This is a genomic window from Ruminococcus sp. AM26-12LB (genome assembly GCF_003480785.1).
GTDB classification, from domain to species: Bacteria; Bacillota; Clostridia; order Lachnospirales; family Lachnospiraceae; genus Blautia_A; species Blautia_A fusiformis.
Map to the genome: position 1 here is coordinate 89,267 of NZ_QUJX01000001.1, position 23,822 is coordinate 113,088.

Here is a 23,822-nt window from a genome sequence, read left to right on the forward strand (position 1 = left end):
GTGGATATAAGTAAAATATCTGTAAAAAAAATCCGAGAGCTTATTGTGTTTACAGCATTTCTTGTGGTTGCCCTGTGGAAGTTTGATGTGGTGCTCGATGTGCTGAAAGAAATATGGGGAATCGCATTTCCTTTTGTACTTGGCGGAGCGATCGCATTTGTGACCAACGTGCCAATGAGCTTTTTGGAAAAGAAAATTTTTGGAAGGGTAAAAAAAGAAAATAAGATAGGTGCAAAACTGGCAAGACCGATAAGTCTGTTCCTTACGATCGTATTTGCGGTTGGCGTGATCGTACTGGTGATGTTTGGTGTGATCCCGCAGCTTACGCGGACAATGGGAACTCTGATGATGAGTATCGCTGATTTTATTCCGCAGATGCAAAGCTGGATCCGGGAATTCTCCCATAATAACCAGGAAATCATGAAGCTGGTAGATCAGGTACAGTTTAATCCGGATCAGGCGATCAAGTGGGGGATAAGCCTTCTTGGAAACGGTGCAGGAAATATGATGAATACCACAATGTCAGCAGTGGGTTCCATAGTCAGTGGATTGGCAACCTTTTTTATTGCTTTTTCATTTGCCTGCTATGTCCTTTTTCAGAAGGAGAAGCTGCATGTGCAGATCCGAAAAGTATTTTTTGCTTTTCTCCCAAAGAAAAAGGCAGATGCTTTTCTTAAAGTCTGTTCTCTGACTTATCGGACATTTGCAAATTTTCTTGCAGGCCAGTGTCTGGAAGCTGTGATCCTCGGCTGTATGTTTGTTGTGATACTGAGTATTTTGAGGATGCCATATGCACTTTTGATCGGAGTTTTGATTGCGTTTACCGCATTGATTCCGATTTTCGGGGCCTTCATCGGGTGTGCGGTGGGAAGCTTTTTGATCTTTATGGTAAATCCGAAACAGGCAATTTTATTTATTATAGTATTTCTGGTGCTGCAGCAGATCGAGGGAAATCTGATCTATCCTCATGTTGTGGGTGAATCCGTAGGACTTCCGTCGATCTGGGTTCTTGCAGCAGTTACGATCGGCGGAAACCTTATGGGAATTGTAGGTATGCTTGTTTTCATTCCGCTGCTTTCCGTATTCTATACTATCTTTCGGGAATTCATATATCTGCGCCTGAAAAAAAAGCATATCAAACAGGTGACAAAGACAGAAATAGAGGAATATACGGCGGAGGAAATTGTAAATAGTGACATATCAGAGGGGAAATGATATGATGGACTTGTATTGGGATAGTTAAGAAAAATCTTATATTTAAGGGGGAGTTACTATGTGGTTTGTGTTTGCCTTGCTGTCTGCTGTATTTGCGGCACTGACCTCCATACTGGCCAAGATAGGTATTGCCGGTGTTAATTCGAATCTTGCAACAGCGATTCGAACGATAGTGGTGCTAGTTATGGCTTGGGGAATGGTTTTCCTCACAAATACCCAGGGCGGGATCGCAGCGATCAGCAAAAAAAGCTGGCTGTTTCTGACCCTTTCAGGTCTGGCAACGGGTGCTTCGTGGTTATGCTATTATCGTGCCCTGCAGATAGGCGATGCATCCAAGGTTGTGCCGATAGACAAGCTGAGTGTTGTGATCACACTGGTACTGGCATTTGTTTTTTTGCATGAGAAATTCACAGCAAAATCGATGATGGGATGTATTTTGATCGGTGTGGGAACATTATTGATGGTTTTGTAAAAAGGCATAAGAAAACTATATACAAAAGGAGAGTGTTATGAAAACACGAAAGAAAATTTCAGCAAGGCTGCTGGCGATCATGCTTATTGCTGCATTGCTACTTCCTCTTGCATGGAATGTCCCGGTGGAAGCAGCCGAGACAAAACAGATCGATGTTTTGTTCAGCCATGATACACATTCGCATTTGAACAGCTTTTCAACCATCGTAGATGGAGAGCAAAAAGAGGTTGGCGGATTTGCAAGGATCAAAACCCTGATCGATGAAAAGAAGCAGGAAGATCCGGACACCCTGGTGCTGGATGGCGGCGATTTTTCCATGGGAACCCTGATCCAGACCGTATACGAAACGGAGGCGGCAGAGCTTCGGATGCTGGGATATCTGGGGTATGATGTGACGACTCTGGGGAATCATGAATATGATTATCGTTCAAAGGGACTGGCAAATATGCTGGAGGCTGCGAAGACTTCTGGTGAGACAGTGCCGGCACTGGTAGTGTGCAACGTGGACTGGGACAGCATGGAGCAGGATGGATTAAGCGATGGTCAGAAGCAGATCCGGTCGGCATTTGAAGCCTACGGTGTGAAGGATTATGTAGTAGTTCAAAAAGGAGATGTAAAGGCTGCAGTAGTCGGTGTGTTCGGTAAGGATGCCCTGGAATGTGCACCGACCTGTGAATTAAAGTTCAAGGATCCGGTTGAGGCCGTAAAACAGACGGTAGAAGAGATCCGAAAAAATGAAAAAGTGGATATGATCGCTTGTGTGTCCCATGGAGGAACCTGGGAGGATGAGAACAAATCGGAGGATGAGATCCTTGCAAAAGAGGTGCCGGATATCGACTTGATCATCAGCGGACATACGCACTCAGAGCTGAAAGAGGCAATTCAGCATGGGAACACATATATCGTATCCTGCGGCGAATACGGAAGAAATCTGGGATCACTTTCCATGACACAGAAACAGGACGGACGGTGGGAGCTGACATCCTATGAGCTGATCCCTGTTTCTGAGGATGTAAAACCGGACCAGGCGACACAGGAACAGATCGATGCCCTGATGGATACGGTAGATAAGAATTATCTTGCCGATTTCGGCTATACAAGGGAAGAGGTTCTTGCTGAAAATGATGTTGAATTCAACAGTCTGGAAGAAATGGGCACGAAGCACGAAGAGTTGAATCTTGGTGATATCATGTCCGATGCATACATATATGCAGTGGAAAATTCCGAGTATTATGATGGTGATCCGGTTGATGTAGCCGTTGTTCCAAGCGGAACCGTGCGGGATACATACACAAAGGGCGATATCACAGTAGAGGATGTTTTTAATTCCTTTTCACTGGGGATCGGAAAGGACGGTGTTGCCGGATATCCGCTGATCAGTGCATACCTGACCGGAAAAGAGCTGAAGCTGGCAGCGGAGGTGGACGCTTCTGTATCGGATTTTATGACAACGGCAAGGTTATATTGCAGTGGATTGAATTTTGCATACAATCCACATCGGATGATCCTGAATAAGGTGACAGATTGTTATCTCACCAGGGCAGACGGAGAGCGGATCGAGATCCAGGATGACAAGCTGTATCATGTTGTGACAGATCTGTATACCGGCCAGATGCTTGGTTCAGTGATGAAAATGTCCTATGGACTGCTGTCTCTTGAACCGAAGGACAGGGATGGAAATCCTATTGAAAATCTGGAAGATCAGGCGATCATGGAAGGTGACAGGGAGTTAAAGGCCTGGGATGCGATCGCAAGATATATGCAGTCCTTTGCGGATACAGACGGCGACGGAATTGCCAATGTGCCGGAATATTATGAGACGACACATGGACGTAAGGTTGTGGAGGACAGCAGAAATATCATTGATTTGGTGAAGCAGCCGAATAAGTTTTCGGCAATGATCGCAGGTATTTGTTTGATCTTTATTGTGATCATTGTGCTTGTGGTATTTCTGATCCGAAGGATGATCCGCAGGATCAAAGTCAGAAAAGGAAAGAGAAATTCAAAATAAATATACGGCTGAGATCGTTAAAGTCCGTAAGTCGACGAAATCCCACGTGTCCTCTTCTCTGAAAAATCTGGAGAGCAGAGGTCTGATCGAAAGGATCCAGAGTGCGGACAATAAGAAGCCTGATGATCCCAAAGACCTGTGCATATATGTGGATCATTGCAATGGGACTTCAGCTTCTGTTTTAGGACAGCAAGCATTAAGTAACCGCCTGACTATGGATCAGACATTGGATGTCCGCAGCGTATTTTGGTACGTCTGCGGACATCTTTTTTGAGATGAATTGCAATTTCTTTTGTAAAATTGTAGAATGAAAGAGCTTATGAAAAAGAGTCATGAAAGAGAGAATCGGGAAATGAATGATAAAATCGCAGTCTGTCTTGGAAAGGGCGGACAGAGAGATATGGCGGAAGCCTTTTGCAGGAGGACCGGAGCGCAGCTTCAGGATAAGCCGGGAGATTTTCTGACGGTGCGGTTTGATTCCAGGGGCGTTTCGCTGTCCGGTTTCGGGCTGACCTATCAGGGGGATTTTGTGGAGACGATGCTTCACAGAGTTACCAGAGGCAGACTTCAGCATGAGATGCTGGTGAAGGCGGTGAAGTCAGATAAGGAGGGAAGGAAGGCCATCGATGCTACGGCAGGAATGGGTGAGGATGCCTTTCTTCTGGCAGCCCAGGGCTATGAGGTGACGCTGTACGAGCAGAATCCGGTGATCGCAGCCCTTCTTAAAGATGCCATTCGCCGTGCCAAGAAAAATATGGATCTGAAAGATATTGCCGGTCGTATGAAGGTGATCGAGGGAAACAGTGTAGAAGGTATGTCAAAGCTTCTTGATCCTGTAGACGTGATCTATCTGGATCCCATGTTTCCGGCAAGACAGAAATCCAGCCTGATCAACAAGAAACTTCAATTGATCCAGAAGCTGGAACCACCGTGTTCCGGGGAAAAGGATCTTTTTGATGCAGCTATCAGAGCAAATCCGGATAAGATCATCGTCAAGCGTCCGCTGAAAAGTGAATGTCTTGCCGGCCGGGAGCCGTCTTATACATTGAAGGGGAAGGCAATACGATATGACTGCTATGTATTATAAAGTCAGACACTATCAATACAAAAATCGAATCGGAAATCTTAAGTCTGAAGCTGTAGGCGTGGTAAGCGGGGAAAAACATTTCCCCATATTTCCTGGAAATATAATTTTTAAGCCACTGACGAAATCCAAACCATTTTCCACGCCACTGTATGCTTATGCAGAGGTGTTCTGGTCAACGATCATTAATGAATATTTTATGCCTGCGCCCAGGTATGAACTGGCCATCTGTGAAGGGTATGAGGCAGTAAATGAAAAATATCTTGACTACGGAACAGCAGTACCCATGGCCTATAAAGAAGGGGAATCCATTTTGAATCTTCTGGAGTTTTTCAGGAAATATCCGGATGAAAAGGTAGATATAGATAATTATGTAAACTATTGCCAGATGTTTTATGATTATAGAGATATTTTTGAAGCTGATTTTTTGCAGAAGCATCAGGAAATAGCGGAACAGCTTGCCATGCAGGTGCTGATCTCTGTCCTGAGGGGAGACCAGAATTATCATTATGAAAATGTAACGTTTCTCTGTGATAAAGATGGCGGGATCATAAGTCTTGCACCTATGATCGATCATGAATTTTCTACGTATTTTATGTTTCCGGACGATATTTCCCGTCATGTATACTGGCTGATGGAATTAAGCAAATCCATCCGCGGATGGGAAGTCCGGCCTGGGGAATATGATAATTTCAAAGATCCGGAAGAACGGAAACTAATGGAAAAAAGTGCCACCTGTATTCATAAAAATCTCCTTTATATAAAAGAACATTATCCGCAGACAACGGAAGAATTTCTGGATAAAGCAGAAAAACTGAAAACAGCATTGACGGAAGCTTCAGAGGATTTTCTGATCCGGGGAAATACGGAATATCCGGACTGTGCGGATTCCAGTGCCTGGCTGATCGGAAAAGCCCGATACAAGGATAAAGATGAAGAGAAAGCCAGCGCTTATGAGGCGGAATTATACGGAAAGGGGAAAAAGATTGATTTCCGGGACGTAAGTATCAGTGCAATAAATGAAATAAAAGCTGTGATCAGTCAGATGGAAGAAGTTTTGAGAAAGAGAGAATAAACAAATGGAACAAACAAAAACAATATTAAAAAAAACCTGGGTGGTGGCAGCGCTTGCCTGCGTCTGCTGTCTTCTCTGGGGGAGTGCGATCCCGCTGATCAAGACAGGATACCGTCTGATGCAGATGGATTCTGCAGATACGGCAAGTCAGATCGTTTTTGCAGGTGTGCGTTTTGCACTGGCAGGAATCCTTGTACTGATCTTTGCATCTTTGCGTGAGCGCAAGGTTCTGCTTCCGGATCGAACTGTTCTGAAATATGCGGTGCCGGTATGTATAGCTCAGACGGTATGTCAGTATTTCTTCTTTTATATAGGTGTGGCACATACCTCCGGTGTAAAAGGCGCTATTATCACAGGTCTTGGGAATTTTATTGCGATCCTGCTGTCCTGCCTTGTTTTTCACAAGGAAAAAATGACCGGGCGAAAGATGCTCGGCTGTATCCTCGGTTTTGCCGGCGTGGTCGTGATCAATCTCATGGGAAATTCTCTGGATGCAGGTTTTAGGCTTACAGGAGAAGGATTTATTCTGATCGCGCAGTTTTCTTACGGAATGTCCACGGTGCTGATCAATATTTTTTCCAGAAAGGTATCTCCGGTGGTACTCAGCGGAACGCAGTTTACCATGGGCGGGATCATTCTGTTCCTGATCGGAAAAGGGATGGGAGGACATTTCGGAGTGGTAAATGCCGCCGGTATCGGGATCATCTTTTATCTGGCAATGGTGTCTGCAGTGGCCTATACACTGTGGTCAGTGCTGCTTGCCTGGAATGATGTATCCAGGGTAGCGATCTTTGGCTTTGTAAATCCTTTGTTCAGTGTGATCCTGTCTGCACTGGTTCTGGGAGAGGTACGTCAGGCATTTAATATGGGAAGTCTCATCGCACTGTTTCTTGTCTGTGTGGGAATTTATGTGGTAAATCAAAAAAAATCTTCATAAGTGGTATTGCAGTTATTGTTCCCAGGCAATATTTTTTGAAGCGTGTTGCTGAGAACGGAGTGAACAGTAACGGTCGCAGAATGAACAGTAACGATGCCGGAGTTTTGAAATTGATTTCAATACGGCATTGTGTTAAAATAGCTCCATAAAAAGTGTGAACATAAAAATCCATGCCGGAATAACTGCAGGATCCGGAAGCAGATCCTGCACCGGACAGTAAGGAGGAAAAATATGGAATTTCAGAAACTGATCGAAGAGAGAAGGACCATCCGTAAATACAGCCCGGAGAGCAGGATCACAAAAGAAGATCTTCTTGCAGTGATCCGGGCCGCTCAGGAAGCACCCAGCTGGAAAAACTCCCAGACCGGAAGATATTATTGTGTAATGTCCGAAGAGATGGTGGAGAAGGTCAGCAGAGAATGTCTGCCGGAAATGAACCAGGCAAAAGCAGAGAATGCCTCCCTGATCGTTACAACCTTTGTACATAACCATGCCGGATTTCAGAAAGACGGAACACCGGATAATGAGCTTGGAAACGGCTGGGGCTGCTATGATCTGGGACTTCAGAACGAGAATCTGATCCTGAAGGCAAAGGAGCTTGGATATGGAACCCTGATCATGGGACTTCGTGCCGGAGACAAGCTCCGTGAGATCCTTTCCATTCCGGAAACAGAAACGGTAATGGCAGTGATCGCCATCGGAAAAGCAGCCGAAGAGCCTGCAAGACCGAAACGTAAAGATGTGGAAGATATTGTGAGATTTTATTAAATAATAGAAGAAATGCCCGGTACATATCAAAATGTTCGGGCATTTTTTAATGGAAATTAAAGAGCAAAATGGTCTAAAAAGGATTGCCTGGAAGAGTGAATTCTGTTATCCTGTAAGAAAACAGCTGTGACAACATGGAAGGGTTTTGAAAAGCAGAGTTTGGGAGAAGCAAAAAAGCAATACAGTAAAAGCAAGGGAGGTTTTTAACCAATATGCAGATCATACATGAAAATGAATACGAAGAAACCATGAAAAATATCGTAATGCCATATCTTCTGTCTCACAGAAGGGAACTTTATGTACCGGGTGCGGATTATCCGTTTCGTAACGAAAGCAAACGGATCACAGGTAAGATCCATATGCTGCAGTATCTGTCTGATATTGATATGCCTAAAGGTGTGGTAGTCATCAGCCACGGATTCACAGAATCAGCAGTAAAATATGATGAAGTGGCCTATTATTTTCTTAAGGAAGGCTATCATGTATATATTCCGGAGCATTGCGGCCATGGCCGCAGCTATCGTCTTACCGCAGACCCGTCTCTGGTCCACATCGATACATGGAGAAGATATATCCGCGATTTTCTGAAAGCATGCCGCTACATAAAGAAAGCACATCCGGATCTGTCACTTAACTTGTATGCACATTCCATGGGTGGTGCCATCGGTGGTATTGCTGCAGCCTGGGAGCCGGACTGGTTTCACAAGGTGATCCTTTCTTCTCCGATGATCCGTCCTCTTACAGATAATGTTCCGTGGCCGGCAGCCACCGGCATAGCTCTGGAGAAATGCATTTTCGGAAAAGATGAGGAATATGTAGCTGGCCGAAAGCCTTACGATGGCAGCGGTTCTTTTGAGACAAGCTCCGCAACATCAAAACCAAGATACGAGCGATACAAAAATCTCCGTGCAGAACATAAGGAGCTCCAGACCTGGTCTCCATCCTACGGCTGGCTCTGGGCTTCTGCGGAAATGAGCTGGTATCTGCGTCTCTACGGATGGAAAAAATATACGGCACCAATGCTGCTCATCCAGGCCCAGACGGAAGATCTGGTGTCTGTTCGTGCCCTGAAAAATTTTGCCGGAAAGATCAATCGCCAGGGAAAAACAAGCTGTGATTATATCCATATGATCGGAACAAAGCATGAGATCTATGGAAGCAGAGGTAAGATCCTGGAGAAATACTGGGGATATATATTTACATTCCTGGACGATACGGAAAATGATATTGATCACAGATAAGTATTTTTACTACAGGTGTATCACATATTTAACAACAGGATTGGCAGCTTTTATTCACTTCCTTTCTTTATCATAGTAAAATTATAAAGCTTTTCTCTTATACATTCGACAAAAAATGTGATATAATCTAACGAATCGTCTTTTTGTACAGACAAACCTACAATCCAAAAAGACAAAATTAAATAAGGGAAGGATTATAGAATGTTATCTGTTATTGAATCAGTGAATGCTGCCGTAAACAATTTTATCTGGGGCGTTCCTGCGATGATCTGTATTATTGGTGTAGGTCTTTATTTAAGTATCCGCACGAATTTTCTCCAGATTCGGAAATTTCCCTATGCCATCAGGGTCACTATCGGACGTATGCTTCGGAAAAGAGAAGCTTCCGATGGAAGTCTGACACCGTTTCAGGCTGTTTGTACGGCGTTAGCTGCTACCGTGGGAACGGGAAATATTGCAGGTGTGGCAGGTGCTATTGCCATCGGAGGACCGGGAGCCGTATTCTGGATGTGGATTTCCGCACTTCTTGGAATGTGTACAAAGTTTTCAGAAGTAACACTTGCGGTACATTTCCGCGAAACCAATGCCAATGGAGATCTGGTTGGAGGACCAATGTATTACATTAAGAATGGTCTAAAAAAACACTGGCACTGGCTGGCATATCTGTTTTCCGCTTTTGGTGTGCTTACTGTTTTCGGAACCGGAAATGCAACCCAGGTTAATACCATTACAACAGCTATTGATTCTGCACTGATCAATTACAATGTGATCGCTGCAGACAATACTTCTACGGTAAACCTTGTTATGGGGATCATCCTTGCGATTCTTGTGGCAATGATCCTGCTTGGCGGAATCAAAAGGATCGGCCAGGTTACAGAAAAGCTGGTACCGTTTATGGCATTGTTTTATATTATTCTTGCCGTCGGTGTAATTATCATCAACTGGAAAAATGTTCCGGGTGTTTTCAGCGCTATCATCAGAGGGGCATTTAATCCGGCATCTGTGACAGGCGGCGTAGTAGGAAGCTTTTTCATGAGTATGAAAAAAGGTGTTTCCAGAGGTATTTTTTCCAATGAGGCAGGTCTTGGTACCGGTTCTATCGCACATGCCTGTGCAGACACCAGAAAACCTGTAAAACAGGGATTTTTCGGGATCTTTGAGGTATTCACGGACACGATCGTGATCTGTACGCTGACAGCGCTTGTCATCCTCTGCAGCGGGGTGCCGGTTGGTTATGGCGCAGCAGCAGGAGCGGAGCTTACCATCAGCGGTTTTACCAGTACATACGGAAACTGGGTTTCCATCTTTACAGCAGTTGCCATGTGCTGCTTCGCATTTTCCACTATCATTGGATGGGGACTTTACGGAGCCAGATGTGCGGAGTTCCTTTTTAAGGAAAAAGCTATCAGACCTTTTATGGTACTGTACTCTCTGGTAGCGATCATCGGCGCAACTGTTGACCTTGGACTTCTCTGGAGTATCGCAGAGACCTTCAACGGTCTGATGGCGATCCCTAACCTGATCGCAGTATTCCTGCTTTCCGGTGTGGTTGTAAAGCTTGTGAAGGAGTACTTCGCCGGAGAAGGAAAGAACGCCTGAAGGAGTTTTTGAAAAAAAAACTTGACTATCAAAACAAACAGAGTTAGAATTGGTTTAACTCATTAAAGAGTTAACACATAACAGAAGTAAATTCCGTGAAGGGAATCAGTAAAGACAGAGGAACCGTCTTCAGAGAGCTGTAACTGGTGTGATGCAGCGGCGGAACTGCCTTGAATATCATCCCTGAGAAGGAAAGCCGAAAGTTTCAGACAAGTAAGTAGGTTTTCACGGGTGCTTCCCGTTACAGAAGTCGCGTATGCCGGTACGTTGCAGAATCGTGCTTGTTTCAATGGAGAAACAGGGTGGTTGCGGAATTTTATATCCGTCCCTGAAAGGGGACGGATTTTTTTTATCCAAAACATTTTAAACCACGCGGTAAGGATCTGAAACCGGAAAAATATACAAAAGGGGAAAGAGTATGAAAGTGTACAAAAAACTCATGAACGCACTTGCAGCAGTAGAAAAAATTGTACTGGTCATTTCCACACTGCTGATCCTTGTGCTGACTGTGGGAAATGTATTTTCCCGTAAGGTCATCCATCGCTCATGGTCTTTTACAGAAGAGCTTGTTGTAGCGGTGTTTGTTCTCATCACACTTTTGGCAGCAGCACTTGCCTGCCGTGAAAAAGGAGGACTGGTAAGTCTGACACTGGTTACGGACCGTCTTCCGAAAAAACTGGAAAAACCATCTGTGATCCTGATCACGGTCCTGAGTATTGTTTTTTCCGCAATTTTATTTAAATATGGAATGGACAAAGTTCTTACACAGCTGGCAAACGGCAAGAGAACTTTCGTATTGAACTGGCCGGAGTGGATCTTCTGGTCCTTCGTGCCGATCGGAGCAGGCTGTATGATCCTTCATTTTATTGAGTACTGCCTGGACTTCTGCCTGAAAAAAGATGATGAAAAGGAGGACAAATAAATGATCAGTGCAATCTTATTTATCTCCTTCTTTGTTTTCCTGATCCTGGGACTTCCCATTGCAATCTGCTTAGGTCTGTCATCTGTATGTGCCATCCTTTATTCCGGTACATCTCTGACGATCGTAGCTACAAATATGTACTCCGGAATCAGTAAATTCCTGCTTCTTGCTATCCCGTTCTTTGTTCTGTCCGGAAACATTATGGCAAAAGCCGGTATTTCCAAACGACTGATCAACTTCGTAGATACCTGCGTAGGACATAAAAAGGGCGGTATCGCCATTGTATGTGTTATCGTAGCCTGCTTCTTCGGAGCGATCTCCGGTTCCGGTCCTGCAACGGTTGCGGCACTTGGAGCAGTTCTGATCCCGGCTATGGTTGAGCAGGGCGGTTTCTCCGCACCGTTTTCCACGGCATTGATGGCAACCTCCAGTTCCATCGCCATTGTCATACCGCCGAGTATCGCATTCGTTGTATACGCTTCTATCACAGGGGTATCTATTGCAGATATGTTTATGGCTGGTATCGTTCCGGGACTTCTGATGGGTGTTGCTCTTGTGATCATCGTTATGATCGAGGCAAAGAAACATAACATTCAGCCATCCCGTGAAAAAGCTTCCGCAAAAGAACGCTGGGATACATTTAAAGATGCATTCTGGGGATTCCTGATGCCGGTTATCATCCTCGGGGGAATTTACGGTGGTATCTTTACACCAACTGAGGCTGCAGCCGTATCTGTTGTTTACGGTCTGTTTGTTGGTATGGTGATCTACCGTGAGGTTAAGCTCAAAGATCTGTTTGACATTCTTGTGGATTCTGCAAAGACAACCGGTGGAATCATGCTGATCGTAGCGAGTGCTTCCCTGTTCTCTTTTGTATGTACCAAGTTTGGTATTGCAAATGCGGCATCTGAGCTTCTTGCCGGCATTGCACATAATCAGTTTACCTTCCTTCTGATCGTAAACATCATTTTCCTGATCGCAGGATGCTTCATTGATGCAAACTCTGCGATGTACATTTTTATACCGATCATGCTTCCGGTATGTAAGGCTCTGGGCTATGATGTGGTAGCATTCGGTGTTATGGCAACAGTTAACCTTGCGATCGGACAGGTAACACCTCCGGTAGGTGTAAATCTTTTCGTTGCCATCAGTATCAAGATCAAAAAAGGTCTGGAGGTTACTCTTCAGCAGATCTCCAGAGCAGTTATGCCGATGATCGCTGCATCCGTTGCAGTTCTTCTGATCATCACTTATATTCCGGCTGTTTCCACAGCTCTTCCGAAGGCTCTTGCAAAAGAGGGTTCCTATACAGGAGACCAGTCTTCTGACACAGAAAGCCAGAGTTCCAAGGATTCCGGAGACGGAAGTGATTCCTTTAATACCATCGCGGATTACAGTGATCTTGACTGGCCGGAGATGACATGGAACTTTGCATGCTCTACAACTGAAACAAGTACCTGGGCTGACGGAGGACGTAAGTTTGGTGAGCTTATGGAAAAAGCAACCGGCGGAAAAGTCAAGGTTAATATTTACGCAGCAGATCAGCTGACAAACGGAAATCAGTCCGAGGGAATCCAGGCACTGATGAACGGAGATCCGGTACAGATCTCCATGCATTCCAATCTGATCTATTCTGCATTTGACCCGAGATTCAATGTAGTATCCCTGCCGTTTATCTATGATTCCTACGATGACGCGGATGCAAAATTTGACGGTGAGGCCGGAGAAAAGCTGAAAGAGATCCTTGGTGAGTACGGACTTCATTGTATGGGAATCGCAGAGAATGGTTTCCGTGAGCTGACAAACAGCAAGCATGAAGTAAAAACAGTAGACGACATGAAGAACCTGAAGGTTCGTGTGGCCGGTTCCAACCTTCTTATGGAATGCTATAAGAGATGGGGGGCAGATGCCACAAATATGAACTGGTCTGAGACATACACAGCACTTCAGCAGAATACGGTAGAGGGTGAGGAGAACCCGTTGCCTGCGATCGACGCAGCCAGTGTACAGGAGGTACAGCCGTACTGCTCCATGTGGGATGCAATCTATGATTGTCTGTTCTTCTGTATCAACCAGGATATCTATGACAGCCTGACACCGGAACAGCAGCAGGTTGTTGATGAGGCAGGCCAGAAGGCTGTTGAGTATGAGCGTTATATCAACCGTTCCGGCGACGAGGAGATCATGAGCCGCTGGGAGAAGAGCAACGGTGTGACCTTTACAAAGAAAGAGGATATGGATATCGATTCCTTCAAGAAAGCAGTAGACGGAATCGACGACTGGTTTGTAAAGGAGCTTAAGAGTGAAGGCTATGACGATGCACAGGATCTTGTAGATCTGTTTACAGAGGATTCGGTAGATACCGTGGAGGATTACAGTGATCTGAACTGGCCTGAGACAACCTGGAACTTTGCATGCTCCACAACGGAGACAAGTACCTGGGCTGATGGAGGACGTAAGTTCGGTGAACTCATGGAAAAGGCTACCGGAGGAAAGGTCAAGGTTAACATTTACGCAGCGGATCAGCTGACAAACGGAAATCAGTCCGAGGGAATCCAGGCATTGATGAACGGAGACCCGGTACAGATCTCCATGCATTCCAATCTGATCTATTCTGCATTTGATCCACGCTTCAATGTGGTATCCCTGCCGTTCATCTATGATTCCTATGATGATGCAGATGCGAAGTTTGACGGAGAGGCCGGAGACAAGCTGAAGGAGATCCTTAACGGCTACGGACTTCACTGCATGGGTATTGCAGAGAACGGATTCCGTGAGTTGACAAACAGCAAGCATGAGGTAAAATCTGTAGATGATATGAAGAATCTGAAGGTTCGTGTAGCCGGCTCTAATCTCCTTATGGAGTGTTATAAGAGATGGGGGGCAGATGCTACAAATATGAACTGGTCCGAGACCTACACAGCACTTCAGCAGAATACGGTAGAGGGCGAGGAGAATCCGTTGCCCGCCATCGATGCAGCCAGTGTACAGGAGGTACAGCCATATTGCTCCATGTGGGATGCAATCTATGACTGCCTGTTCTTCTGCATCAACCAGGATATTTATGATGCGCTGACACCGGAGCAGCAGGCTGTTGTTGACGAGTGTGGTCAGAAAGCTGTTGAGTATGAGCGTTACATCAACCGTTCCAGTGATGATGAGATCAAAGCACGCTGGGCAGACAAAAACGGTGTGACCTTCACAGAGAAAAAGGACATGGATATCGATTCCTTTAAGAAAGCAGTAGACGGTGTAGATGACTGGTTTGTTCAGGAACTGAAAAAACAGGGCTATAATGATGGTCAGGATCTGGTAGATCTGTTTACAAAGTAATCTTCATATATGTTTATAAAAAGATAAAATAGCCGGAAAGAGGCAGTTCTGAGAGGATTTTTCAGGACCGCCTCTTTTCTTTGCGGAAAAAAGATTATATACTGATAGCAGTCCGACATTTGTCGGGCAGGAGATTATTGAAATATGACCGGAACATAAGTAAAGCATATATTCGCATTTATTTTACTGTATGCTCCGGAGAGTTGATAAGGTAAAGGAAGAAATATGATAAAGATCGATCTGATAACTGGATTTCTCGGATCCGGAAAGACAACATTTATAAAAAAATATGCCTCCTATCTTCTGAAAAAAGGCATGAACATCGGGATCCTGGAAAATGATTTCGGGGCAGTGAATGTGGATATGATGCTGCTTCAGGATCTAATGGGAGACAATTGTGAGCTGGAGATGGTTTCCGGGGGCTGTGATGCGGACTGTCACAGACGGCGATTTAAGACAAAGCTGATCGCCATGGGAATGTGCGGTTACGACCGTGTCATCGTAGAACCATCCGGAATCTTTGATGTGGATGAGTTCTTTGACGCCCTCCATGAGGAACCGTTGGATAAATGGTATGAGATCGGAAATGTGATCGCCATTGTGGATGCGAAGCTGGCAGAGGATCTTTCTGCGGAAGCGGATTATCTGCTGGCTTCCGAGGTGGCAGATGCAGGCTATGTGTTACTGAGCAGGAGCCAGGAAGCCACGGTGGAAGAGATCAGCAGCACAAAAGAGCATCTCAACCGTGCACTTGGCCAGATTCAGTGCAGGCGCCGTCTGGACAGTGAGATTCTCACCGGAAACTGGGATGATCTCACAGACACAGACCTGGAAAAGATCCTGGATTGCGGGTATGTGGCAGAGGATTACGTGAAGGAATCCTATGCGGAAGGCGGCGGATTTGATTCTCTGTTTTTTATGAACGTTCATAAAAGCGAGGAGGAACTTCATGAAACTGCAGAAAGGATCCTGAATGATCCATCTTGCGGAGATGTTTTTCGCGTAAAAGGTTTTCTCAGAAAAGAAGATGGACAATGGCTGGAGCTGAATGCTACCCGCCATGAGATCTGCATCCGGCCGGCAAAGCTGGGACAGGAGATCATGATCGTTATTGGGGAGAAACTGAATAAAGAGGTAATTGATGGATACTGGAAATAATACTGCAGGAAAAACAGCACCGGAGAGATATGTCTCAGAGAAGGCCTTTGAAGAGCTGCCAGATACCTTTCAGAAGCTAGCAGAGCTGCTTGGAGAAGATCAGTTTGAACTGGTGGCAGTGAATGATGAGAAAGATCCGCAGGATCAGAAAGCAGCTTCAGAAAGTGCTTTTTCGGAAGCAATTGCGGAAAAGTCCGATGACAATATGTACAGAGTGGATTCTTATGTAAAAAACGGCGAAATCCGTCTTGTGTATCTTATGAATGATGCGGTAGAAAGCTTTCTTGTTTTTGGAAATGCCCGTATGACAGGTGTATACAAACCGGATTACGAGGGCGAGATCCTGGCAGATTTAAGCCGGCAGGGCAGAGAATACATCCTTGTGGTTCACCAGGATGATTCGGTGGTGACTTTGTTTTTTGAAACCCTGTCTCTGGAAAAACATCTCTACGATTACAGCCGGATCGGTCATTTCTGGGTAGAAGGGTATGAATACTTACGGCAGCTGGAATATCGGCTGGCGATCCTCCGCGACAAATATGATTATATAGGCGGGGACAGCTGCAACGCTCTGGAGGAGAAGCTTTCTGCACTGGTGGAATTTCCGCCATTGAATTACTGCTGTTATCCGGCTGTTCCGGAAAAGTATATTGTTCCCAGGGAAAATCCGTGGATTCCCTCGGAAAAGGCATTTGAGGTAATGGGAGAGATCGCAAGGCAGGCAGGAGACCGTACCTTTGTCAGGTGGCTTGAAATTTACCGGAAACTTCGGTTTAAATGGGTAGCACGGAAACTGGCAGGAATGCTTCACCGTACAAAACACATCCAGGTAACGATGTGCCTTTCTGAAAAGCTGCGGGAAGCTTCATCCGGATATGGGAATCGTTCTTTTGGAAAAGAAGCCGATGAAGAACTTAGAGTTCTTACAGAAAAAGCCAGGACAAAGCAGGCAGAGCTGAACGAGCAGGGTATGGGATCCGAAGTACTCAGGGAAGAACCGTTTACCATTGCCAGAGATTCTCTGGGATTTAAGGTTTATCTCATGAAATGGAACAAAGGAAGAAAAGACTGTACCGTTGAAATTGAAGAAATATGACGAAATATATATAGATCCGTAGAGAATATCTGTGAAGTGTTTTTGCCCGGCAGGGATTGCTTTTTTAAAAACACTGGGGTATAATCTAACGGAAAGAGTTAAGAACAGCCCTTTAATAAGAAAGGAGATTTTTAAAATGAAAGTAACACATATTACAGATATTGATAAATTTTTTGAGGTAATTGACAGCTGCAAGGGTAGAGTAGAGCTTGTAACAGGAGAGGGAGACAGATTGAACCTGAAATCCAAACTTTCCCAGTATGTATCTCTTGCAAACATCTTTTCCGCTGGTGAGATCCCGGAGCTTGAGATCGTTGCAGCAGAGAAAGAGGATATCGACAAGCTTATGAACTTTATGATCAACGGCTGATAGGAAGAACGATTTTCAGGGATGTGAGCTTTTCACATCCCTCTATTAATCTGAATATAAAGCAGAATAGGAATGTCTGTTTTGTAAAATGGATATAATGACAGCAGATACAGAAACAGGTATTTTTTTCTCTGTCATCATGAGCATAACAGGATACAACCAGGGGGTATAATACTTCCTGGTCAAACTACGTTAAAAGGAGTGTATACAAAATGGTTAAAATTGATATTATCTCCGGTTTCCTTGGCGCCGGAAAAACAACTCTGATCAAAAAGCTTCTGAAGGATGGATTTCAGGGTGAGCAGGTAGTGCTGATCGAGAACGAGTTCGGTGAGATCGGTATTGACGGCGGCTTCCTGAAAGAGGCAGGGATCCAGATCCGTGAGATGAACTCCGGATGTATCTGCTGCTCTCTGGTAGGAGATTTCGGAACCTCTCTGAAAGAGGTTGTTACCAAATATGATCCGGACAGGATCCTGATCGAGCCATCAGGAGTTGGTAAGCTTTCTGACGTTATCAAGGCTGTACAGGGTGTTCAGGACGAGGTTGACATTAAACTGAACAGCTATACAACTGTTGTTGATGCAAAAAAATGCAAAATGTATATGAAGAACTTCGGTGAGTTCTTTGATAATCAGATCCAGTATGCAGGTGCTATCATCATGAGCCGTACTGATATTGCAAGTGAGAAAAAGGTTCAGGAGTCCCTGGAGCTTCTCCGCAGCCTGAATAAGGATGCTGCTATCATTACAACTCCGATCGAGAATCTTGACGGTAAGAAGCTGGTAGAGGTTATGGAGCATCCGGTATCCCTGGAGCAGGAGATGCTTGAGGAGGAGCATGAGCATCATCATCACCACGACGGAGAGTGTGGCTGCGGCCATGATCATGAAGAGCATGAGCATCATCACCATGACGGAGAGTGCGGTTGTGGCCATGATCATGAAGAGCATGAGCATCACCATCACCATGACGGAGAGTGCGGTTGCGGCCATGATCATGAAGAGCATGAGCATCACCATCACCACGACGGAGAGTGTGGCTGTGGACATGACCACCACCATCATCATGCAGATGAGGTCTTCACAAGCTGGGGCCGTGAGACTATTAAAAAATATACACGTGAGGGACTTGAGAAGATCCTTGAGGCACTTTCCGAGTCTGATAAATACGGTATCATCCTCCGTGCAAAGGGAATGCTTCCGGCAGAAGACGGAACATGGATCTATTTTGATATGGTTCCGGAAGAAACTGAGATCCGTGAGGGTGCACCGGAATATACAGGCCGTCTGTGCGTGATCGGTTCTAAGCTTGACGAGCATGCACTGGAGGAGCTTTTCGGGATCGCATAAAGCATATGATAAAATAAATGTTCGTTTTGACGCAAAGCCAAAGCGGAATACAGATATAGATTGTTACAGAAAGGAAACAGATACTGTACATTAAATCGTACAGTATCTGATAGGATGGATTTATGGAAGAGACCAGAGTACCCGTTTATCTGATCACAGGTTTTCTGGAAAGCGGCAAGACCTCTTTCCTGAGCTTTACCCTGCAGCAGGATTACTTTCAGATCGATGGAAAAACACTGCTGATCCTTTGCGAAGAGGGTGAGGAAGAATATGATGAGGAAGCACTGAAACAGTGCAATACCGTTGTGGAGAGCATTGACAGCGAGGAAGAGCTTACACCGGAACGACTTGCGGCAATGGAGATCCTGCATCAGCCGGAGCGGGTGATCATTGAGTATAATGGTATGTGGCTGGTAAGTAAATTCGAAGAAATGGAAAAACCGGAAGGCTGGGGCGTGGAGCAGCATATCACCTGTGTGGATGCAAGCACATTCCAAGTCTATATGGCGAATATGAAGTCACTTTTTATGGACATGGTCCGCAATGCGGATATGGTTATCTTTAACCACTGCCAGGAGAACGACCCGCTTCCTTCTTACAGAAGAAGCATCAAGGTGGTGAACCAGCGTGCGGAGATCATCTTTGAGGATGAAGAGGGCGAGCTTGGTGATCTTTTTGAGGATGAGATGCCATTTGATATTGATGCGCCGGTGATCGATATCCTTCCGGAGGATTATGGTATCTGGTTTGTGGATTCCATGGATCATCCGGACCGTTATGTTGGAAAAACCGTTCACTTTAAAGCACGTGCCCTGAAGCCGCGTGGAATGGGAAGCAAATTCTTTGTTCCCGGAAGAACAGCCATGACATGCTGTGCAGATGATACCACATTCCTTGGTTACATCTGCAAGAGCGCTTTTGCTCCGAAGATCGCAGAAGGCCAGTGGGTGGATGTTACTGCGAAGGTTGCGTTTGAGAAGAGAATGGAATATCAGGGAGAGGGAATCGTACTTTACGCAGAGCATGTAGAAGTTTGTGAGCCACTTGCTGATGAGATGGTATATTTCAACTGATACGATCAGAGCATTTGTATGCCTTAAGGCATAAGAAGGCCTGACATTGAAACAGGTAGATTACAGCTGAGGAGTTTTTATGTATTTAATTGCAGGTTTGGGAAATCCGGGAAAGCAGTATGAGGCTACACGCCACAATATGGGCTTTGACACCGTTGACTGTCTTGTGGAGAAGCATAATATCCCGCAGGGCGGCGTAAAATTTAATGCCATGTATGGAAAAGGTATCATCGGCGGTGAAAAAGCTATTCTGATGAAACCGCTTTCCTATATGAATTTAAGCGGCGGTCCGATCCAGGAGATGTCCGGCTATTTCAAGATCGATCCGGAGACAGAGCTGATCGTGATCTACGATGATATCGATCTGGAACCTGGGCAGCTTCGTATCCGCAAAAAGGGCAGTGCAGGCGGACATAACGGGATCAAGGATATCATCCGCCGCCTTGGAACTGAAAAATTTATCCGCATCCGTGTTGGTGTCGGTGCAAAACCGAAAGACTGGGATCTGGCAGATTTTGTGCTGGGTCATTTTTCGGACAGTGACCGCAAGCTTGTGGACGAAGGGATCAATGATGCGGCAGAGGCTGTGGAGATGATCCTGTCCGAGGGCGTAGATGCGGCGATGAATAAATATAACAGGAAAAAGCCTAAGAATTGAGGTTTGTATGGAAGCATTTTTGCATCCTCTGCAGGGTCTTGCAGAGTTTGAGGAAATAAAAAAGCGCTGTGGCGCAAACTGCGGAATTCTCAATGTTTCCGGATGTATGGAGTCCCAGAAGGTCCATCTGATGTATGGACTTTCCGGGCTTTTTCCATATCATCTGATCCTTGCGGATGATGAGCGCAACGCAAAGGAAATCTATGAGGATTACCGCTTCTATGACAAAAATGTATATTTTTATCCGGCAAAGGATCTTCTGTTTTTTCAGGCAGATATTCACGGAAATCTTCTGATCCGGCAGCGGATGCGTGTGATCCGGGCACTTCTGGAACAGGAAGAAGTGACCGTTGTTACCAGCATTGACGGATGTATGGATTTCCTGATGCCGCTGGAAAAGATCAGAAGCAGACTTCTTCATTTTAAAAGTGACAGTGTGATCGATCTGGATCAGCTGAAGGAAGAGCTGGTAGAGCTGGGGTATGAACGCACTGGTCAGGTAGAGCTTCCGGGGCAGTTTTCTGTGCGTGGAGGAATCATTGATATCTATCCGCTGACAGAGGATAATCCCTGGCGTATCGAACTGTGGGATGATGAGGTGGATTCTATCCGGAGCTTTGATGCGGAAAGTCAGAGATCTCTAGAAAATGTAGATGAAATTACGATTTATCCGGCCGTCGAAAAGATGGACGGAGAAGATATGGTATCCTTTCTGGATTATTTTCCGGAAGAAAAAACACTGGTGTTTCTGGATGAACTGAACCACCTGGCAGAAAACGGCGAGGGTGTGGAGGAAGAGTACCGTCAGAGTCGTATGCACAGAGAGGAAAAAGGCGAGGCAAATCTTCCGGAGCAGTGGCTATGTGGCTTTCAGGAACTGCAGAAGAAGCTGAACAGACGGAATTGTGTGGCTGTATCCGCACTTTCTCCCAGACGTTCCGGATGGAAGATCAATGAGGAATTTGATCTTACGGTGAAGTCTGTAGATTCTTATAACAGCAGCTTTGAACTTCTGGTAAAGGATCTCCTTCAGTATAAGAGTCAGGGATACCGGATCGCATTGCTCTCCGGTTCCAGGACCAGGGCGGAGCGTCTGGCAAAGGATCTTTCAGAGGAAGGACTGAATGCTTTTTACAGCCAGGACATGGATCGTATCATCAGTCCCGGGGAGATCATGGTGGTCTATGGTCACGCAAGACGTGGCTTCCAGTATCCGCTGATCAAATTTGCAGTGATGACGGAAACCGATATTTTCGGCAAAGAGCAGAAAAAGCGCAAAAAAAAGAAAAAGTACAGCGGAAACAGGATCCAGGACTTTGCAGAGCTTTCCATTGGTGATCTTGTTGTTCATGAAAAGCATGGACTGGGTATTTACCGTGGAATCGAAAAGGTAGAGGTTGACCGTGTTGTGAAGGATTACATCAAGATCGAATACCGGGGCGGCAGTAATCTCTATATCCTGGCAACCCAGCTAGATGCTTTGCAGAAATATTCCGGATCCTCCGAAAATGCAAAAACGCCCAAGCTGAACAAGCTTGGCGGTCAGGAGTGGAATAAGACCAAGAGCCGTGTTAAGGGTGCGGTAAAAAATATCGCAAAAGAGCTGGTAGAGCTTTATGCAGTACGCCAGGAGAAAGAGGGGTATGTCTGCGGACCGGATACCGTATGGCAAAAGGAATTTGAGGAGATGTTTCCTTATGAGGAGACAGAGGATCAGCTGGCAGCCATTGAGGATACCAAGAGAGATATGGAAAGCACCAGGATCATGGACCGTCTTGTGTGTGGTGACGTTGGTTACGGAAAGACGGAGGTGGCTTTAAGAGCTGCGTTTAAGGCAGTACAGGAAAGCCGGCAGGTGGTTTATCTGGTCCCTACTACCATTCTTGCCCAACAGCATTACAATACCTTTGTACAGCGTATGAAAGAATTTCCGGTGAAGGTGGAGCTTCTCTGCCGTTTCCGGACATCTGCCCAGCAGAAAAAGACCATCGAAGGGATCAAAAAGGGGCAGGTAGATATTGTGATCGGCACCCACAGAGTTCTTTCAAAAGATGTGGAATTTAAAAATCTTGGACTTCTGATCATTGATGAGGAGCAGCGCTTCGGTGTTACTCACAAGGAGAAGATCAAGCAGATGAAAAAAGATGTGGATGTACTGACGCTGACGGCAACGCCGATTCCGAGAACTCTTCATATGAGTCTCATCGGTATCCGTGATATGAGCGTTCTGGAAGAGCCGCCGATGGATCGTGTGCCGATCCAGACATACGTTATGGAGTACGATGAGGAGACTGTTCGGGAAGCCATCCGCAGGGAGCTTCGCCGGGGTGGACAGGTGTATTACGTATATAATCGAGTCAATGACATTGCCGAAGTAGCCCTTCGGATATCCAGACTTGTGCCGGAGGCCAGAGTGGATTTTGCACATGGACAGATGAGTCAGAGGGAACTGGAGCAGGTAATGTATGATTTTATCAACGGAGATGTGGATGTACTGGTTTCCACCACTATTATTGAGACAGGACTGGATATTTCCAACGTAAACACTATGATCATCCATGATTCGGACAGATATGGCCTTTCCCAGCTTTATCAGCTTCGTGGGCGTGTAGGACGTTCCAACAGGACTGCTTATGCATTTCTAATGTATACCAAAAACAAGATGCTCCAGGAGACCGCGGAGAAACGGCTTAGCGCCATGCGGGAGTATTCAGACCTTGGAAGCGGTTTTAAGATAGCTATGAAGGATCTGGAACTTCGTGGAGCAGGAAATCTTCTTGGTGCTCAGCAGCACGGGCATATGAACGCAGTTGGTTATGACCTTTACTGCAAGATGCTCAGTGAGGCTGTCAAGGAGGCAAAGGGAATCCGGACTATGGATGATTTTGAGACGACCATTGATCTCAACATCGATGCGTTTATCCCGGATTCCTATATCAGCAACGAGTTCCAGAAGCTGGATATTTATAAGCGTATTGCCGGTATTGAAAGCCAGCAGGAATATGACGATATGCTGGAGGAACTGATCGACCGTTTTGGCGAGCCGACAAAAGCTGTGCTGAATCTTCTTGCCATTGCAAGACTGAAGGCTCTTGCCCATCAGGGATATGTGACGGAGATCAAGCAGCTTGGAAAAGATGTCCGGATCACGCTCTATGAAAAGGCCAAGCTGGATCCCGCAGGTATCCCGGCTATTATGGCGCAGTACCGGAGAGGTTTGCAGTTTAAGGCTGATCATGAGCCGAAATTTATCCTGACACCACAGGGAAGGCTGATTGAAGAGCTGATGAAGTTTGCGGGGGAGCTGGCAAAACTGGCAGAGCCACTGGAGTAAAGGGAAGAATCAGCTAAGCTTAGGGTTATCCACGGGAAAAAACATCCGGTTTGTGGATACCGGATATTTTCCCGGAAAGACTTGTGGATAATTTGTGAAATGTCGTGTAAGTTCGTGAAATTCC

General features: G+C 45.6%; 18 protein-coding genes and 1 other annotated feature. All 18 genes read left to right on the plus strand.

Annotated elements, in window-relative coordinates:
• The 18 genes from DW694_RS00420 (at position 1) to mfd (ending at position 23,698) form a co-directional block, all read left to right on the plus strand.
• Positions 1–1,215, plus strand: coding sequence for an AI-2E family transporter (locus DW694_RS00420; RefSeq protein ID WP_243113517.1), 1,215 nt, complete (start codon positions 1–3; stop codon positions 1,213–1,215).
• 58 nt (positions 1,216–1,273) lie between these two features.
• A complete protein-coding gene (locus DW694_RS00425) occupies positions 1,274–1,687 on the plus strand; it encodes an EamA family transporter (RefSeq protein ID WP_059086241.1) in 414 nt (137 codons plus the stop codon).
• Between the two features lie 37 nt (positions 1,688–1,724).
• Positions 1,725–3,698 carry a bifunctional UDP-sugar hydrolase/5'-nucleotidase gene (locus tag DW694_RS00430; RefSeq protein ID WP_118752373.1) on the plus strand — a complete coding sequence of 658 codons (1,974 nt, stop codon included), beginning with the start codon at positions 1,725–1,727 and terminating at the stop codon, positions 3,696–3,698.
• Between the two features lie 352 nt (positions 3,699–4,050).
• The gene (locus DW694_RS00440) at positions 4,051–4,785 is read left to right on the plus strand and encodes a class I SAM-dependent methyltransferase (RefSeq protein ID WP_044962204.1); all 735 of its coding nucleotides are present in this window, start codon (positions 4,051–4,053) and stop codon (positions 4,783–4,785) included.
• A complete protein-coding gene (locus DW694_RS17080) occupies positions 4,766–5,857 on the plus strand; it encodes a hypothetical protein (protein WP_242981809.1) in 1,092 nt (363 codons plus the stop codon). The genes DW694_RS00440 and DW694_RS17080 overlap by 20 nt, the downstream gene beginning before the upstream one ends.
• A gap of 4 nt (positions 5,858–5,861) precedes the next feature.
• On the plus strand, positions 5,862–6,794 hold the full coding sequence (locus DW694_RS00450) for a DMT family transporter (protein ID WP_110102703.1): 933 nt from the start codon (positions 5,862–5,864) through the stop codon (positions 6,792–6,794).
• A gap of 231 nt (positions 6,795–7,025) precedes the next feature.
• Positions 7,026–7,562, plus strand: coding sequence for a nitroreductase family protein (locus DW694_RS00455; protein WP_015525501.1), 537 nt, complete (start codon positions 7,026–7,028; stop codon positions 7,560–7,562).
• Positions 7,563–7,774: 212 nt separating this feature from the next.
• Entirely contained in the window at positions 7,775–8,803 is a 1,029-nt protein-coding gene (locus DW694_RS00460; protein WP_021652865.1) for an alpha/beta hydrolase, read from the plus strand.
• A gap of 201 nt (positions 8,804–9,004) precedes the next feature.
• Positions 9,005–10,402, plus strand: a complete 1,398-nt coding sequence (locus tag DW694_RS00465) for a sodium:alanine symporter family protein (protein ID WP_110102704.1) — start codon at positions 9,005–9,007, stop codon at positions 10,400–10,402.
• Positions 10,403–10,488: 86 nt separating this feature from the next.
• Positions 10,489–10,735, plus strand: a binding site (T-box leader).
• Positions 10,736–10,820: 85 nt separating this feature from the next.
• Positions 10,821–11,324: a TRAP transporter small permease gene (locus DW694_RS00470; RefSeq protein ID WP_015525504.1), complete on the plus strand. Its 504-nt coding sequence runs from the start codon at positions 10,821–10,823 to the stop codon at positions 11,322–11,324.
• Complete coding sequence (locus DW694_RS00475) at positions 11,325–14,657, plus strand: TRAP transporter large permease subunit (protein WP_015525505.1); 3,333 nt, start codon at positions 11,325–11,327, stop codon at positions 14,655–14,657.
• Between the two features lie 225 nt (positions 14,658–14,882).
• Positions 14,883–15,815, plus strand: a complete 933-nt coding sequence (locus DW694_RS00480; protein WP_015525506.1) for a GTP-binding protein — start codon at positions 14,883–14,885, stop codon at positions 15,813–15,815.
• The gene (locus DW694_RS00485; protein WP_015525507.1) at positions 15,799–16,911 is read left to right on the plus strand and encodes a DUF3878 family protein; all 1,113 of its coding nucleotides are present in this window, start codon (positions 15,799–15,801) and stop codon (positions 16,909–16,911) included. The genes DW694_RS00480 and DW694_RS00485 overlap by 17 nt, the downstream gene beginning before the upstream one ends.
• A gap of 136 nt (positions 16,912–17,047) precedes the next feature.
• Entirely contained in the window at positions 17,048–17,281 is a 234-nt protein-coding gene (locus tag DW694_RS00490; protein ID WP_015525508.1) for a hypothetical protein, read from the plus strand.
• A gap of 212 nt (positions 17,282–17,493) precedes the next feature.
• Entirely contained in the window at positions 17,494–18,633 is a 1,140-nt protein-coding gene (locus tag DW694_RS00495; RefSeq protein WP_110102706.1) for a CobW family GTP-binding protein, read from the plus strand.
• Positions 18,634–18,755: 122 nt separating this feature from the next.
• Positions 18,756–19,706 (plus strand): GTP-binding protein, encoded by a 951-nt coding sequence (locus DW694_RS00500; protein ID WP_118752374.1) that lies wholly within the window; start codon positions 18,756–18,758, stop codon positions 19,704–19,706.
• Between the two features lie 79 nt (positions 19,707–19,785).
• Complete coding sequence (gene pth, locus DW694_RS00505; protein WP_015525511.1) at positions 19,786–20,364, plus strand: aminoacyl-tRNA hydrolase; 579 nt, start codon at positions 19,786–19,788, stop codon at positions 20,362–20,364.
• A 7-nt stretch (positions 20,365–20,371) separates the two neighbouring features.
• Positions 20,372–23,698, plus strand: coding sequence for a transcription-repair coupling factor (gene mfd, locus DW694_RS00510; RefSeq protein WP_110102707.1), 3,327 nt, complete (start codon positions 20,372–20,374; stop codon positions 23,696–23,698).
• Positions 23,699–23,822 lie beyond the last annotated feature (124 nt).